15 protein-coding genes are annotated in these 14,681 nt (G+C 64.0%); 9 read left to right on the forward strand and 6 right to left on the reverse strand.

Annotated elements, in window-relative coordinates; genetic code table 11:
* Nucleotides 1–56 precede the first annotated feature (56 nt).
* Together TZ00_RS02415 and ychF are read right to left on the reverse strand one after the other, a co-directional pair.
* Nucleotides 57–1,043: a phospholipase D-like domain-containing protein gene (locus TZ00_RS02415; RefSeq protein ID WP_084605856.1), complete on the reverse strand. Its 987-nt coding sequence runs from the start codon at nucleotides 1,041–1,043 to the stop codon at nucleotides 57–59.
* A gap of 201 nt (nucleotides 1,044–1,244) precedes the next feature.
* Nucleotides 1,245–2,318, reverse strand: a complete 1,074-nt coding sequence (ychF, locus tag TZ00_RS02420; protein ID WP_044439338.1) for a redox-regulated ATPase YchF — start codon at nucleotides 2,316–2,318, stop codon at nucleotides 1,245–1,247.
* A gap of 74 nt (nucleotides 2,319–2,392) precedes the next feature.
* Between ychF and TZ00_RS02425 the strand changes: the two genes are divergently transcribed.
* Nucleotides 2,393–2,983 carry an exonuclease domain-containing protein gene (locus tag TZ00_RS02425; protein WP_044438955.1) on the forward strand — a complete coding sequence of 197 codons (591 nt, stop codon included), beginning with the start codon at nucleotides 2,393–2,395 and terminating at the stop codon, nucleotides 2,981–2,983.
* A gap of 51 nt (nucleotides 2,984–3,034) precedes the next feature.
* On the forward strand, nucleotides 3,035–4,279 hold the full coding sequence (locus TZ00_RS02430) for a DNA recombination protein RmuC (protein WP_044438957.1): 1,245 nt from the start codon (nucleotides 3,035–3,037) through the stop codon (nucleotides 4,277–4,279).
* 30 nt (nucleotides 4,280–4,309) lie between these two features.
* Here the strand turns inward: TZ00_RS02430 and glpX are convergent, their stop codons facing one another.
* Entirely contained in the window at nucleotides 4,310–5,296 is a 987-nt protein-coding gene (gene glpX, locus TZ00_RS02435; protein WP_044438959.1) for a class II fructose-bisphosphatase, read from the reverse strand.
* Between the two features lie 163 nt (nucleotides 5,297–5,459).
* Here glpX and fbaA point away from each other — a divergent pair, with 163 nt between their 5' ends.
* Nucleotides 5,460–6,488 carry a class II fructose-bisphosphate aldolase gene (gene fbaA / locus TZ00_RS02440; protein WP_044438960.1) on the forward strand — a complete coding sequence of 343 codons (1,029 nt, stop codon included), beginning with the start codon at nucleotides 5,460–5,462 and terminating at the stop codon, nucleotides 6,486–6,488.
* A 13-nt stretch (nucleotides 6,489–6,501) separates the two neighbouring features.
* Nucleotides 6,502–7,029, forward strand: coding sequence for a DUF6264 family protein (locus TZ00_RS02445; RefSeq protein WP_044438962.1), 528 nt, complete (start codon nucleotides 6,502–6,504; stop codon nucleotides 7,027–7,029).
* 6 nt (nucleotides 7,030–7,035) lie between these two features.
* Here the strand turns inward: TZ00_RS02445 and TZ00_RS02450 are convergent, their stop codons facing one another.
* Nucleotides 7,036–8,076 (reverse strand): 4-hydroxy-3-methylbut-2-enyl diphosphate reductase, encoded by a 1,041-nt coding sequence (locus tag TZ00_RS02450; RefSeq protein WP_044438963.1) that lies wholly within the window; start codon nucleotides 8,074–8,076, stop codon nucleotides 7,036–7,038.
* 93 nt (nucleotides 8,077–8,169) lie between these two features.
* Between TZ00_RS02450 and xseA the strand changes: the two genes are divergently transcribed.
* The 5 genes from xseA (at nucleotide 8,170) to TZ00_RS02475 (ending at nucleotide 12,456) form a co-directional block, all read left to right on the forward strand.
* Nucleotides 8,170–9,432: an exodeoxyribonuclease VII large subunit gene (xseA, locus tag TZ00_RS02455; protein WP_044438965.1), complete on the forward strand. Its 1,263-nt coding sequence runs from the start codon at nucleotides 8,170–8,172 to the stop codon at nucleotides 9,430–9,432.
* A 10-nt stretch (nucleotides 9,433–9,442) separates the two neighbouring features.
* Nucleotides 9,443–9,673 carry an exodeoxyribonuclease VII small subunit gene (locus TZ00_RS02460; protein WP_044438966.1) on the forward strand — a complete coding sequence of 77 codons (231 nt, stop codon included), beginning with the start codon at nucleotides 9,443–9,445 and terminating at the stop codon, nucleotides 9,671–9,673.
* Between the two features lie 2 nt (nucleotides 9,674–9,675).
* Entirely contained in the window at nucleotides 9,676–10,341 is a 666-nt protein-coding gene (locus TZ00_RS02465; RefSeq protein ID WP_044438967.1) for a DUF4245 domain-containing protein, read from the forward strand.
* Entirely contained in the window at nucleotides 10,338–10,973 is a 636-nt protein-coding gene (locus tag TZ00_RS02470; protein ID WP_044438969.1) for a carbonic anhydrase, read from the forward strand. The genes TZ00_RS02465 and TZ00_RS02470 overlap by 4 nt, the downstream gene beginning before the upstream one ends.
* A 67-nt stretch (nucleotides 10,974–11,040) precedes the next feature.
* Nucleotides 11,041–12,456, forward strand: a complete 1,416-nt coding sequence (locus TZ00_RS02475) for a class II fumarate hydratase (protein ID WP_084605858.1) — start codon at nucleotides 11,041–11,043, stop codon at nucleotides 12,454–12,456.
* A gap of 31 nt (nucleotides 12,457–12,487) precedes the next feature.
* On the opposite strand, the gene TZ00_RS02480 is transcribed toward TZ00_RS02475, so the two are convergent.
* A complete protein-coding gene (locus tag TZ00_RS02480; RefSeq protein ID WP_152631054.1) occupies nucleotides 12,488–13,063 on the reverse strand; it encodes a prepilin peptidase in 576 nt (191 codons plus the stop codon).
* An 88-nt stretch (nucleotides 13,064–13,151) separates the two neighbouring features.
* Nucleotides 13,152–14,480, reverse strand: a complete 1,329-nt coding sequence (locus TZ00_RS02485) for a PhoH family protein (RefSeq protein WP_044439342.1) — start codon at nucleotides 14,478–14,480, stop codon at nucleotides 13,152–13,154.
* Nucleotides 14,481–14,681: the final 201 nt, after the last annotated feature.

A 14,681-nucleotide genomic window follows, 5' to 3' on the forward strand; every position in this document is an offset into this window, starting at 1 on the left:
TCGATCAGTCATCCTCCGCGTTCCCAGGGGTCGCCCGTGAGGTCCGGCCGAGTAAATCAGGCTGTGGCGAGCCTAGCCAGTGCACGCACTCCCGCACTGAACTGGTCTAGCTTCAACCGGACGTGGCCGTTTTGAAGGGCCTGACCGCTCACACCGATCTCACTCAGTTTCAATTCCATGAGCGAATCGGGTACCAGCCGCGGTGTCGTCTTGTTCGTCCACGGCCACCGCGCAAGGGCAGCTGTATCGTTCGAAGCAGCCCATTTGACGTAGAAGTCCGGTTGATACTCGGGGTCATCGACAACTTCTACGATCGCATAACAGTCTCCCGTCGCCTTGGCACAGATGAATACGAGGTCCCCGGCTCGAAATCCGGGCTTGCCCTTCTTGGGACTTGCGAACCAGGATTGTTCTCGCCATCCATCTAGTGCAGGTTCGCCGTATTCCAGCTTCAGCCACAACGACCTCTGAGGATCCCGCGCGTCAAGAAGGAGGCGCTCTGCGAGCTGAAGTGCAGAGCTGGCGTCCAGCGTCTTGTCCTGAGTCCGCCCGATGCGTCCGACGTTCTTCGCCTCGTTCAGTAACTCCTCAAGGTCCGTACGCATGACCGTTTTTGCGGGCCACGAAACGGTAATCCGGTGCGCTTCGTCAGCTTGCTCATTTGTCAAATGAACTCCCAGTTCTCGGTTCGCGCTGGTGGAAAAACCAAGTCCGGAACCCGTGAGATTTGCAGACCCCACCATTGCTTTCGAACCCACGATGAAGCACTTGGCGTGCAACCGTTCGGTGTGACGAATCTCAACCCCTGCATCGAGCAAAAGGTGAAGTCCCTGCACGGAGAGATATCCGTTGGCTACTGCGCTCGGATTCAAAGTAGTGGAGAGCACGAACGAGTGCGTCGATCTATCGGCAGCATCGGAAAGTTGACGGCACACTTCATACGAGAGAAAAGGGCTCGTGACAAGAACTGGCCCGTCCGGCGCCGAAAGCGCCTCACTTATCCATGCGTGAGCGTGCTCGATCAGTTGTGAGGCGTTGGTCATATAGGCAGCATAGACACAGCGCAGCTTTAGAAGTCAGACTGATTTTTATTTATTCGAAAGTTTCCAATGGCGTCGATGGGGTTGCCTCAGCGCCCAGTCAGGATCTTTCCTTCATGCGGCTCACCGAGATAAGCGTCAATCACCGTATCGCCAGAAATGAAGACCTTCGTGACGCGCAAGTACTCCTAGCGCCACTGCCAGCTACACGTTGAAGCGGAACTCCACGACGTCGCCGTCCTGCATCGTGTAGTCCTTGCCCTCGATACGCGCCTTGCCCTTGGCACGCGCCTCAGCGATCGACCCGGTCTCCACCAGGTCCTCGAAGCCGATGACCTCGGCCTTGATGAAACCCTTCTCGAAGTCGGTGTGAATGACGCCGGCCGCCTGAGGCGCCTTGGCGCCCTTCGGGATGGTCCAGGCGCGGGTCTCCTTCGGGCCAGCCGTGAGGTAGGTCTGCAGTCCGAGGGTGTCGAAGCCGATGCGGGCGAGCTGGTCGAGGCCGCTCTCCTCCTGGCCCGTCGACTCGAGCAGCTCGGCCGCGTCGGCAGGGTCGAGGTCGATGAGCTCGGATTCGAGCTTCGCGTCGAGGAAGATCGCGTGAGCGGGGGCGACGAGAGCGGCCAGCTCATCGAGCTTCGCCTTGTCACCCAAAACGCCCTCGTCGATGTTGAAGACGTAGATGAAGGGCTTGGCGGTCAGCAGACCGAGCTCGCGGATCGGCTCCAGGTCGATCGTCGACGCTGACAACGGCTTGCCCGTGTCCAGCCACTCGCGCGCCGCCTTGACGGCAACGAGAGTCGACGGGTCGGCCTTCTTGCCCTTGACCTCTTTCTCGAAACGGGCTTCCGCCTTCTCGAGAGTCTGCAGATCGGCGAGGATCAGCTCGGTGTTGATCGTCTCGAGGTCGCTCGCCGCGTCGACCTTGCCGTCGACGTGCACGACGTCTTCGTCGGTGAATCCGCGCACGACCTGCGCGATCGCATCCGCTTCACGAATATTTGCGAGGAACTTGTTGCCGAGGCCCTCGCCCTCGCTCGCACCCTTGACGATGCCGGCGATATCGACGAACGACACGGGGGCGGGCAGGATGCGCTCGCTTCCGAAGATGTCGGCGAGAGCGGCGAGCCGCGCGTCGGGAAGATTGACCACACCCACGTTCGGCTCGATGGTCGCGAACGGGTAGTTCGCCGCGAGCACCTGATTCTTGGTCAGGGCGTTGAACAGGGTGGACTTGCCGACATTGGGCAGACCGACGATTGCAATAGTGAGAGCCACGAGCATCCATCGTACTTGCCCGGCGCGCGGCTCCCTTCGAAACGACGGTCGGCGCAGCATGAGAACATCGATGCGTGCCCCTGAATTTCACTGCCATCGACTTCGAGACCGCCAACTCCTACCGAGAGTCCGCGTGTTCGGTGGGTCTCGTGAAGGTGCGCGACGGCGTGGTCGTCGACGAGACTTCGTGGTTCATCAAGCCTGAGATCGGCTTCGACGAGTTCTTGCCCTGGAACACGAAGATCCACGGCATCTACAGCGAAGACGTGCAAGATGCTCGCGGCTGGGAGGAACAGCTCGACGAGCTCGTCGACTTCGTGGGAGACGATCACTTCGTGGCGCACAACGCGGCCTTCGACATGGCCGTCATCCGCGCTGCCAGCGCGGCCGCCCGCGTGGAATGCCCGCCGAACGCCTACGCGTGCAGCCTGCAGATCGCCCGCAAGACCTACTCGCTCGACTCGTATCGCCTGCCGGTGGCGGCGATGGCGGCGGGCTTCGAAGACTTCAGACACCACGACGCGTTGGCGGATGCCGAGGCGTGCGCGGCGATCATCATTCATGCGGCCGAACGTCACGAGGTGAACTCGATCGAGACCCTCGCCGGGGCCGCCGGCGTGAAGATCTCGCAGCTTCGACCGGTGGCCGTCGCTCCCGTTATCTGACGCGCGGCCGATTCTTCCGGCGATGTCGGAGGTCGGTGCGAGACTTCCCGCATGGATCCCATACTCGCTCTGGTGCTCGGTCTGCTCATCGGCGTGGCGCTCGGCGGCGCCATCGGTTGGATGCTTCGCGCAAGCCGCATTCCGCAGGTCGACCCCCGGCCCATGGCTGAGCTTCAGGCCCGCTCCGCAGCGGCCGAGGCGACCATCGCTGGTCTGCACGAACAGCTCGACCTGCAGGTCGGGCGCATCAGCGAGTTCCAACAGAGAATTCGCGAGATGAGCGAGGCCGAGGCCGAACGGGTGAGTTCCGACGGCCGAGTGCTCCTGGCTCTCAGCCCCGTGGCCGAGAGCCTGCGTCTGGTGCAACGCAAAGTCTCCGAGCTCGAAGAGCAGCGCCAGAAGCAGCACGGCGAACTCAGCGAGCAGCTGCGCAGCGCGACCGAGTCGGAAGAACGGCTGCGAAGCACTGCGGAGTCGCTCGCGTCGGCGCTGCGGTCGAACAGCACCCGCGGTGTATGGGGAGAGACCCAACTGCGCCGGGTTGTCGAGGCCGCCGGCCTGATCGAGCGCGTCGACTTCGATGTTCAGACAAGCATCGTGGGGTCGTCAGGAGCAGGCCGCCCCGACATGGTCGTGCATCTTCCCGGCGGCAAGAACATCGCCGTCGACGCAAAGGTTCCCTTCGACGCCTACCTCGAGGCCAGCCTGATTCCCGCCACCGCAACGGGGGCTGACGGCGCTGAGAGAGACCGACTCATGAAGCGCCATGTGAAGGCTGTGCGAGACCACATCACGACGCTGAGCAACAAGGGCTACTGGACTGGCCTCGAGGCCTCCCCCGAGCTCGTGATCGCCTTCATCCCGAGCGAGTCCCTCGTGTCGAGCGCTCTCGAGGCTGATCCGAGCATCATGGAGTTCGCCTTCTCGCGCAAGGTGGCGCTGGCGTCGCCCGTCACCCTGTGGTCGGTTCTGAAAACCGTGGCCTACAGCTGGCAGCAAGACGTGCTGACTCACGACGCAAAGGTTCTCTTCGATCTGAGCCGTGAGCTGTACACGCGCCTGGCGACCACCGCCACCCACGCAGAAAAGCTCGGCCGCTCAATCGAACGCAGCGTGCGCGATTACAACTCATTCGTGGGTTCGCTCGAACGACAGGTGTTCCCGACGGCGCGAAAGCTCAACGCGCTCGACGAGTCGACTGTTCTCGGCATGCTCCCCACGATCGAGGAGCAACGCCGAGAGCTGTCGAGCTACGAGCTGGTGGCCGAACTCGAGAAGAGTGACCCGGCCGCCTAGCACCGTCGAGGGCCTAGAACCGTCGAGGGCCTAGAACCACTTGTCGGCGATGTGGTCGGCCACGATGCGGCGGATGGTTCCCGAGCGGCTGCGCAGAACCAGGCTCTCGGTGCGAATGATGGGGCCCTTCTTACGCACACCGGCCACCAGGCCGCCATCCGTCACACCCGTCGCCACGAACATGGTGTTGTTGCCCCTCACCAAATCGTCGGCCTCGTAGACGCGGTCGACATCGAGTCCAGCATCGATCGCGCGCTGGCGCTCCTCGTCGGTTTTCGGCAACAGACGACCCTGTATGAGCCCGCCGAGCGCCTTGATGGCGCAGGCGGTGACGATGCCCTCCGGGCTGCCGCCAATGCCCACGCACATATCTGTTCTCGTCTCGTAACGAGCGGCGTTGATGCCGCCGGCCACGTCGCCGTCGAGAAGCAGGCGGGTTCCGGCGCCGGCGGCACGGATCTCTTCGATCAGGCCGACGTGTCGAGGGCGGTCGAGCACGGCGACCTTGATGTCTGAGACGTCTTTGCCCTTCGCCTTTGCCAGCGCGCGAATGTTGTCGCCGATCGGGCGGTCGATGTCGATCACGCCGACGCCCTCCGGACCGGTGACGATCTTGTCCATGTAGAAGACGCTCGAGGCGTCGAGCATAGTTCCGCGGTCGGAGACGGCGATGACCGAGAGGGCATTCTGGCGCCCGGCGGCCGTGAGGCTCGTTCCATCGATCGGATCGACAGCGATGTCGCAGGCTGGTCCGCGCCCGTTGCCTACGTGCTCACCGTTGAACAGCATCGGCGCTTCGTCTTTCTCGCCCTCGCCGATCACCACGACGCCGTCGAAGTTGACCGTGGTGAGGAAGGCGCGCATCGCGTCGACCGCGGCGCCGTCAGCGGCGAGCTTGTCGCCCCGACCGATGAACGGGTAGGCCCGAATCGAGGCGGCCTCCGTGGCGCGCACGAGTTCCATGGCGAGGTTGCGGTCGGGGTGAAGATAGAGAGCGTCGTTTTCGGTATTCGTCATTGCAGACCTCACAGAATTCGGTGCCACGTGACGGCTCCTGTCGCGCGTCATCGCCTGGCTACTCCAGAGTAGCGGTGGGCCTCTCCCGCCCGCTGTGCACGTTCTCCCACTCCACAAGATGAGCCTCCCCTAGGATGAAGTCGCGTAGACACAAGGAGAAATCATGCCCATCGCAACGCCCGACCAGTACGCCCAGATGCTCGACACCGCGAAGGCGAAGGGATTCGCCTATCCCGCGTTCAACGTGTCGTCGTCGCAGACCCTCAATGCTGTCCTCCAGGGGCTCACCGAGGCCGAGTCCGACGGAATCATCCAGGTGACCACGGGCGGCGCGGACTACTTCGCCGGCCACACCCGCAGCGGAGCACGCGCCACGGGCGCCCTGGCATTCGCGGCGTTCGCGCACGAAGTCGCCAAGAACTACCCGGTGACTGTCGCGCTGCACACCGACCACTGCCCGAAGAATGCTCTCGAGAGCTTCGTCCTTCCGCTCATCGCGGCATCCGAGGCCGAGGTCAAGGCCGGTCGTAACCCGATCTTCCAGTCGCATATGTGGGACGGCTCGGCCGTTCCTCTTGCCGAGAACCTCGAGATCGCCCAGGACATGATCGCTCGCACCCGCGCCATCAACGCCATCCTCGAGGTCGAGATCGGCGTCGTCGGCGGCGAAGAAGACGGTGTCAGCCACGACATCAACGAACACCTCTACACCACCGTCGACGACGCGATCGCGACCGTCGAGGCTCTGGGGCTCGGAGAGAAGGGCCGCTACATGGCCGCTCTCACGTTCGGAAACGTGCACGGCGTCTACAAGCCGGGCAACGTCAAGCTGCGCCCTGAACTCCTCAAAGAGATCCAGGACGGCGTGCAGGCGAAGTACGGAACCGGCCCCCTGCCCTTCGACCTCGTCTTCCACGGCGGCTCCGGCTCGACCGACGCCGAGATCTCCGAAGCCGTCGCGAACGGTGTGATCAAGATGAACATCGACACCGACACGCAGTACGCCTTCAGCCGCTCGGTGGCAGACACCGTGCTTAAGAACTACGACGGCTTCCTGAAGGTCGACGGCGAGGTCGGAAACAAGAAGGTCTACGACCCGCGCTCGTGGGGCAAGCTGGCCGAGACGGCCATGGCCGCCCGCGTCATCGAGGCGACCCACCAGCTCGGCTCCGCCGGCAACTCGGGCAAGTAGACCGCGGCTTTCGATGACAGACAACAGGCCCACCCCTCGCTACGGCGAACTCGCGCCCGAGGGGTGGGTCTGGTCTCCTCCGGTCGATCCGCGCAAGACCGAGGCCGAAAGCGCAGGCACGGCTCCGGATGAGGCTGCCGCCGACAACGTGGCCTCGGCAGCCTCCTCGACCGCTCCGTACCGCGTACTCGACGCCTCGATCTCCGTGTTCCTGCTCGTGACCGCGGTGATGATCAGCTCATCGAGCGTGCCCTCGCTGTTCGATCTGCGCAGCACGCTCGAGATGTTCTACGCCGATCGTGGCCTGGGCGACTACGGCGGCGGCTCCGCTGTCGATATCGCGGGCGCCATAGCCGCGATCGCTCAGCTCGTTCTGCTCGCCGCCACGATCTGGCTCACGGTTCGACTCATCGGTCAAAGGCGCCGATCGTGGCCCGTTCCTCTGCTCATGGGCGCCCTCGCCCTGATCGTGACGTTCGGATGCGTGGCCCTGGCTCTCGTGGCAGATCCGGGATTGCTCTCGAGCCTCAGCGCAAGCTGACCAGTTCTACTCCGCGCCAGACCGGCGTCCGCCGAGTGCTCGAGCGTCATTCTTGCCGGTCATGTCTTTGCGCAGCTCTTTCGGCAGCGAGAAGATCAGATCTTCTTCGGCGGTGATAACGGTCTCGACGTCACCGTAGCCGGCGCCGGCGAGCTCGTCGAGCAGATCCTGTACGAGTACCTCAGGCACTGAAGCGCCACTCGTGACACCAACGGTGTTGACGCCGTCGAGCCACTCCTGCTTCACCTCGTGCGCATAGTCGACCCGGTAAGCCGCCTTTGCGCCGTATTCGAGCGCGACCTCGACGAGACGCACGGAGTTGGACGAATTGGCAGAGCCGACAACGATGACCAGATCGGCGTTCTTGGCGACCTTCTTGATGGCCACCTGCCGATTCTGCGTGGCGTAGCAGATGTCGTCGCTGGGCGGGTCTTGAAGGTTGGGAAACCGTGCGCGGAGCCGGTTGACCGTCTCCATCGTCTCGTCGACCGACAACGTGGTTTGCGACAGCCAGACGACCTTGTCTGGATCGCGAACGACGACGGTGTCTGCCTCGTCGGGGCTGCCGACGAGGGTTGTGTGCTCGGGAGCTTCGCCGGCCGTGCCCTCGACCTCTTCATGCCCTTCGTGCCCGATCAGCAGAATCTCGAAGTCGTCTCGGGCGAAACGCACGGCCTCGCGGTGCACCTTGGTGACGAGCGGGCACGTCGCGTCGATGGCCTGAAGTCCGCGATCGGCGGCTCCCTGAACGACGGCGGGCGACACTCCGTGGGCGCTGAAGACCACGTGGGCGCCCGGCGGAACCTCGTCGACCTCCTCGACGAAGATCGCTCCGCGCTTCTCGAGCGTCTGCACGACGTGGATGTTGTGCACGATCTGCTTGCGCACGTAGACGGGAGCACCATAGTGCTCAAGAGCCTTCTCGACAGCGACAACGGCGCGGTCTACTCCTGCACAGTAGCCTCGAGGTGCTGCGAGCAGCACCTTCTTCTCCCCGGTGACGGGGGTATCCTTTAGCCTGTTTCTTACGCCGGGAATCCTCGGCATCGGCAGACTTATAGTGGCTTGGCTCACCCCTCCATGGTAACCGTGAAAACTCGGTGGTCGGCCGTCGCAGAACCACGCGCAGGGAGCACCCGCATGACAGACGCCCCACAGGCCGACGCCCCGGCGACTCTCGAGAACCCGTGGCCCGTCGCACTGCTCTCGAGCAAGATCAAGGGCTACATCGAAAGACTCGGCACCGCGTGGGTCGAAGGTCAGATCACGCAATGGGGCGTCTCCGGCTCGAATGTCTACGGAAAGCTGCGTGATGTCACCGACGACGTCACCATCGGATTCACCATCTGGTCGAGTGTTCGCGGCAGAATTCCCGACGACCTCAAACAGGGCGACCGAGTCGTCGCCCTTGTGAAGCCGAACTACTGGCTCAAGGGCGGCACCCTCACGATGCAGGTGTTCGAGATGCGCCACGTGGGGCTGGGCGACCTGCTGGAGCGACTCGAGCGACTGAGGCGACAACTCGCATCCGAAGGCCTTTTCGACGCGTCGAGAAAAAAGCGTCTCCCGTTCCTGCCGCACTGCGTTGGGCTGATCACGGGCAAAGACAGCGATGCCGAGAAAGACGTGCTCCGCAACGCACAGCTGCGTTGGCCGTCGGTGGAGTTCCGGGTCGTGCACGCGGCCGTGCAGGGCGAGCGCACGCCACGCGAGGTCATCGCGGCCATCCAGCAGCTCGATGCCGACCACGAGGTCGACGTCATCATCATCGCTCGAGGCGGCGGAGACTTCCAGAATCTGCTCGGCTTCAGCGACGAGGGCGTGGTGCGTGCCGCGGCCGCTGCGTCGACGCCGATCGTCAGCGCGATCGGTCATGAGGCCGATCGCCCTCTGCTCGACGATGTGGCAGATCTGCGCGCGTCGACCCCGACGGATGCCGCGAAACGTGTCGTTCCAGACGTTGCTGAGGAGCTGTCCCGAGTGCTCCAGGCCAGGGCGCGGTTGGGCGTGCGCGTCAACCACGTCATCAAGAACGAAATCGACAGGCTTGCGCAGCTGCGAAGCCGACCCGTGCTTGCCAGTTCGAGCTGGCTTGTCGATGTGCGCAGTGAAGAACTCACCCGATACGTCGCGCGCGGCAGCGAGCTGGCGTCGCGGGTAGTCGAACGCGCAGACGACAGCACCCGTCAACTGGTCGCGCATCTGCGAGCTCTGTCGCCGCAACGAACCCTCGACCGTGGGTACGCCATCGTGCAGCGCGACGACGCCTCGATCGTTCGCGGTCGAGACGAGGCGCCGAGTGGCGCGACCCTCACGATCACCGTCTCCGATGGAACGATCGGCGCAACGTCGACCGGTGCTCGCAGCCTCTCCGCAGCCGCCGCCCCCTCTCCCGCAGAATAAGATTGGAACCATGCCCTCCACAGCGACAACACCGTCGACAGAAGACATCGACGCTCTCAGCTATGAGCAGGCTCGTGACGAACTCGTGCGCGTCGTCACCGAACTCGAACAGGGATCGTCGACACTCGAGCAGTCGCTTGCGCTGTGGGAGCGCGGCGAGGCGCTCGCCCGCCGATGCGAGCAGTGGCTGATCGGGGCCAAGGCTCGCCTTGACGCCGCCCGCCAGTCGGTCGCCGAGTAGAGGTGGCACGCCGCGAACCGAAACCCCGCCCCATTGTGGCGGAGCTCGGAAGACCCGAGACTCCCGAAGAAGAGGCGGCTCGCAAGGCCCAGAACTCCAAGAACTACCGCGACAGCAAGACGATCCGCAACCTCTGGGTCGCCGTCGGCGTCACGGTCGCCATCGTCGCCCTGATGGTGTTGATCGTTCCGCGAGACGACTCCTCGCGGCTTCAGGCGGTCGATTACCACTCTGTCGCGGTCAGCGCGCAACGCACGCTTCCCGTTCCGCTGGCCGTTCCCGAACTGCCCGACACCTGGTCGTCGAATGTCGCCGAGATCCGCACCGGGAGTCTCGACAAGGTGAGCTCGTGGTTCATCGGCCTCATCACACCGTCGAAACAGTTCCTCTCGATCACTCAGGCTGTCGACGCAAATCCGAGCTGGCTCGTCAACGAGATGCAGCAGACGATCCCCACAGGCTCCGTTAACATCGATGGCATCGACTGGATCGTCTACGACAACCGCGACGCCGATCGCGACGTCGGAAATGTGAAATACGCTCTGACCACAGAGTCCGGTCGCAGCACGTTCATCGTGGCAGGAACCGCCACACCAGAAGAAGCACAGGCACTGGCGTCCACCATCACGAACGCCATCCAGAAGCAGACGACAGAGGCGACATCATGAACGATTCACTCCTTACACCGGCCAAGATCTGGGGCGAGATGGTGCGCGGCAACGAGCGCTTCATCAACGGTACGCCTCGCCACCCGCGCCAAGACGTCGAGCGTCGGCATCAAATCGCTGCGGGCCAGGCGCCCCGTGCCGCGCTGTTCGGCTGCAGCGACTCGCGACTCGCCGCCGAGATCATCTTCGACAAGGGCCTCGGCGACCTCTTCGTTGTGCGCAACGCCGGCCAGGTCATCTCCGACTCGGTACTCGGCAGTCTCGAGTACGCCGTCGGAGTTCTCGGGGTGCCCCTGATCGTCGTGCTAGGCCACGACGAGTGCGGCGCCGTCGCCGCGGCCATCGAGTCGGTCGGTCCGGATGCACCGCCGCTGCCGGTCCACATCCGCGGCATCATCGAGAAGATCACGCCCGCGGTGCATGCCGCCGAGCATCAGGGAGCCGACAAGACCGAGGTCGTTGACCCCTACGAGGTCGGTCGGCTGCATCTGCGAGACACCGTGCGAGAGCTTCTCGAGAGTTCCGAGTTGATCAGCGAGGCCGTCGCAGAGGGTCGACTCGCGATCGTGGGCGCCAACTACCGATTGGCCGAAGGCCGAGCAGTTGCCGACCTCGTGATCGGCGCGGTCTAGCACTCCACTACTTTTCAGACCGACATTCAGCGCCCACAAGGCGAAACACAGGAAGGCAGGCCACATAGTGGTGGACACAGCAACCGGAGCCGAGCAGTTCCGAATCGAGCACGACACGATGGGCGAAGTGCGCGTGCCCGTCGACGCCAAATACGGCGCGCAGACGCAGCGAGCCGTCGAGAACTTTCCCGTCTCCGGCGCGGGCCTCGAATCGGCGCAGATCTCAGCGCTGGCGCGAATCAAGAAGGCCGCGGCCCTCGCGAACGCACAGCTCGGGGTTCTCGACCAATCCATCGCCGATGCCATCGCATCAGCAGCCGACGAGGTGATCTCGGGCGCCCTCGACAACGAGTTCCCCATCGATGTCTACCAGACCGGCAGCGGCACATCGTCGAACATGAACATGAACGAGGTGCTCAGCACGCTCGCCACCGCGCGCCTCGGCAGCCCAGTTCACCCGAACGACCACGTCAATGCATCGCAGTCGTCGAACGACGTCTTCCCCACCTCTGTGCATGTTGCCGTGACGGGCGCCCTCATCGCCCAGTTGCTACCTGCTCTCGATCACCTGGCGGTCGCGCTCGAGGCCAAGGCCGAACTGTGGAAATCCGCGGTGAAGGCCGGGCGCACTCACCTGATGGACGCCACTCCGGTGACTCTCGGCCAGGAGTTCGGCGGTTACGCCATGCAGATCAGACTCGGTATCGAGCGCGTGCAGTCGGCACTCCCCCGCGTCGCCGAAGTGCCGTTGGGCGGCACGGCAGTCGGCACCGGAATCAACACGCCCGCCGGGTTCCCCCAGCTCGTCATCCGGTTGCTCGCCGAAGAGACCGGGCTGCCCATCACGGAGGCCCGCGACCACTTCGAGGCCCAGGGGGCGCGCGATTCGCTGGTCGAGGCATCCGGCGCCCTCCGGGTGCTCGCCGTCAGCCTCACGAAGATCTGCAACGACCTTCGCTGGATGGGCTCGGGGCCCAACGCTGGTCTGGGTGAGCTTCACATCCCCGACCTGCAGCCCGGATCGTCGATCATGCCCGGCAAGGTCAACCCGGTCATCCCCGAGGCCGTTCTCATGGTCTGCTCCCGAGTCATCGGCAACGACGCGAGCATCGCCTGGTCGGGCGCCTCGGGCGCCTTCGAGCTCAACGTCGCCATTCCGGTGATGGGAACCGCTTTGCTGGAGTCGATTCGACTTCTGGCGAACTCGTCGGTGCTGCTCGCAGACAAGACGGTCTCAGGTCTCGAAGCCAACCTCGATCGGGCACGCGCACTCGCCGAGTCGTCTCCCTCGATCGTCACCCCCCTCAACCGCATCATCGGTTACGAGGCGGCCGCCAAGATCGCCAAGCACTCTGTGGCCAACAAGGTGACGGTTCGTGAGGCCGTCATCGAACTCGGGTTCGTCGAGAGAGGCGAGGTCACGCTCGAGCAGCTCGATACGGCGCTCGACGTCCTCTCGATGACAGCGCCGCCCGCGGCCTGATCCGACACGACGCCGCCGGGCGTTGTGTCTGTCACGACACAGACACAACGCCGATGCTGCTGAGCGCGCGCAGAGCGACCACCGCCCAGAAAGCGACCAGCAGCAGGGGGCCGAACGCCATGCGCCTGCCGCGCGGTTCGCGGCGGCGCAGCAACAGCGCGGCCGAGTACCCGCCGCCGACAAAGAACGCGAGCATCAGCGCCAAGACGGCGAGAAGCGGCGAGACGAGCGACAGGCATCCTGCCATCACCACGCTCAGCTTGACGTCGCCCATGCCCAGCCCTCCCACGAGGTTGAGCACCAGCATCACCACCGCGACGGTCGATGTCGTCAACAACGCAGCCACGGGAAACTCCCCCGATGAAACGGTCGCCCAGCAGCCGTCGACAAACGCGGCTGCGAGACCGGGAACAACCAGTACGTTCGGCAGTCGCCGTAGACGAAGGTCGATGATGACCAGACTCGGGGTCACCATGGCCAGCCAGACGAGCGTGACGACGCCCGGAGCGATGCCGACCGCGGCGAACGACAGGCAGAGCAGCAAGCCAACGATCAGAGCCTGAGCGGGATGTGCGCACCGCACGAGAGGGAGGGGCTCCGAGGTCATGCGCCCCACGGTAACGGGGTGCGGGGCATGCCGTCAGAAGTTATCCACAAGTGACTCCGTCAGACGAGCATGCCCCGCACCGAGACCATCAGGCCAGTTCGTTCGACTCCAGCATCTCTGTGACGAGCGCCGCGATGGCCGAGCGCTCCGATCGGGTCAGCGTCATGTGCCCGAACAGCGGATGCCCTTTCAGCGTCTCGATGACCGATGCGACGCCGTCGTGCCGACCTACCCGAAGGTTGTCACGCTGAGCCACATCGTGCGTCAACACGACCCGCGAGTTCTGCCCGATGCGGCTGAGCACGGTGAGCAGCACATTGCGCTCGAGTGACTGGGCTTCGTCGACGATCACGAACGCGTCATGCAGCGAACGACCGCGGATATGCGTCAACGGCAGAACTTCGAGGATGTTGCGCTCGATCACCTCGTCGATGACGTTCTGCGACACGATCGAGCCGAGTGTGTCGAAGACGGCCTGCGCCCACGGATTCATCTTCTCGGACGCGTCGCCCGGCAGGAAGCCGAGCTCCTGCCCGCCGACGGCATACAGAGGCCGGAAGACCATGATCTTGCGGTGCTGCTGCTTCTCGAGAACGGCCTCGAGTCCCGCGCAGAGGGCCAGAGCCGACTTTCCCGTTCCGGCTCGACCTCCCAGCGAGATGATTCCGACCTCAGGGTCGAGCAACATGTCGATGGCAACCCGCTGCTCGGCTGAACGGCCGTGCAGCCCGAAGACATCGCGGTCGCCCCGAACAAGCTGGAAGCTGCGCTTGCCCGTGACTCGGCCGAGCGCAGATCCACGGTCGGAGTGGATGACCAGCCCGGTGTTCACCGGAATACCCTCGACGAGGTCGGTGTCCATCGACTCCGACTCGTAGAGCGACGACATCTGGTCGGAACCGAGGGTGATGTCCGCAAGGCCAGTCCATCCCGAGTCGACGGCCAGTTCTGCCCGGTACTCCTCTGCCGCAAGACCGATGGATGCCGCCTTGACCCGCAACGGCAGGTCTTTCGAGACAACGGTCACGTCGAGTCCGTCGTTGGCCAGGTTGAGGGCGACGGCGAGAATGCGTGAGTCGTTGTCGTTCAGCTGCAGTCCCGAGGGAAGCACCGACATGTTGGAGTGGTTGAGCTCGACCCGCAGACTGCCGCCCTCACCCACCGCGATCGGAAAATCGAGTCGTTCGTGGAGTACGCGGAGTTCGTCGAGGTTGCGCAGGGCTTGGCGGGCGAAGTACCCGATCTCCGGGTCGTTCCGCTTGGATTCGAGTTCGGTAATGACGATGACGGGAAGAACGACCGGGTGCTCCGCGAAACGGAAGATCGCTTTCGGATCGGACAGCAGAACCGAGGTATCCAGAACGTAGGTGCGTTCCTTCTGGCTCACGGCTGCCGGCGCCGAATCGGATGCCCGCACGCGGGTTCCGGTGTCGGCTGACTGGTGGGAATTGCGATCGGCCACGACTACTCCAACCCCGAGCGCGCAATGCACTCGGATCACTGTGGCGAGCCGGCCCCTAAGCCTTTCTCAAGTCTCAGGTTTTCCTCGAGTCGTACTTATGTGGCCGACTCGACCAGGTGCCATACCTGATGTGCTTGACGCTACGTGCCACTGTGT

Source organism: Agreia bicolorata (assembly GCF_000938265.1).
GTDB classification, from domain to species: domain Bacteria; phylum Actinomycetota; class Actinomycetes; order Actinomycetales; family Microbacteriaceae; genus Agreia; species Agreia bicolorata.

Coding starts and splice junctions, on each gene's coding strand:
- TZ00_RS02430 (WP_044438957.1), top strand. CDS start 3,035: ATGGATCCCATACTCGCTCTGGTGCTCGGTCTGCTCATCGGCGTGGCG.
- TZ00_RS02415 (WP_084605856.1), bottom strand. CDS start 1,043: ATGACCAACGCCTCACAACTGATCGAGCACGCTCACGCATGGATAAGT.
- TZ00_RS02480 (WP_152631054.1), bottom strand. CDS start 13,063: ATGACCTCGGAGCCCCTCCCTCTCGTGCGGTGCGCACATCCCGCTCAG.
- TZ00_RS02470 (WP_044438969.1), top strand. CDS start 10,338: ATGAACGATTCACTCCTTACACCGGCCAAGATCTGGGGCGAGATGGTG.
- fbaA (WP_044438960.1), top strand. CDS start 5,460: ATGCCCATCGCAACGCCCGACCAGTACGCCCAGATGCTCGACACCGCG.
- glpX (WP_044438959.1), bottom strand. CDS start 5,296: ATGACGAATACCGAAAACGACGCTCTCTATCTTCACCCCGACCGCAAC.
- TZ00_RS02460 (WP_044438966.1), top strand. CDS start 9,443: ATGCCCTCCACAGCGACAACACCGTCGACAGAAGACATCGACGCTCTC.
- TZ00_RS02445 (WP_044438962.1), top strand. CDS start 6,502: ATGACAGACAACAGGCCCACCCCTCGCTACGGCGAACTCGCGCCCGAG.
- TZ00_RS02450 (WP_044438963.1), bottom strand. CDS start 8,076: ATGCCGAGGATTCCCGGCGTAAGAAACAGGCTAAAGGATACCCCCGTC.
- xseA (WP_044438965.1), top strand. CDS start 8,170: ATGACAGACGCCCCACAGGCCGACGCCCCGGCGACTCTCGAGAACCCG.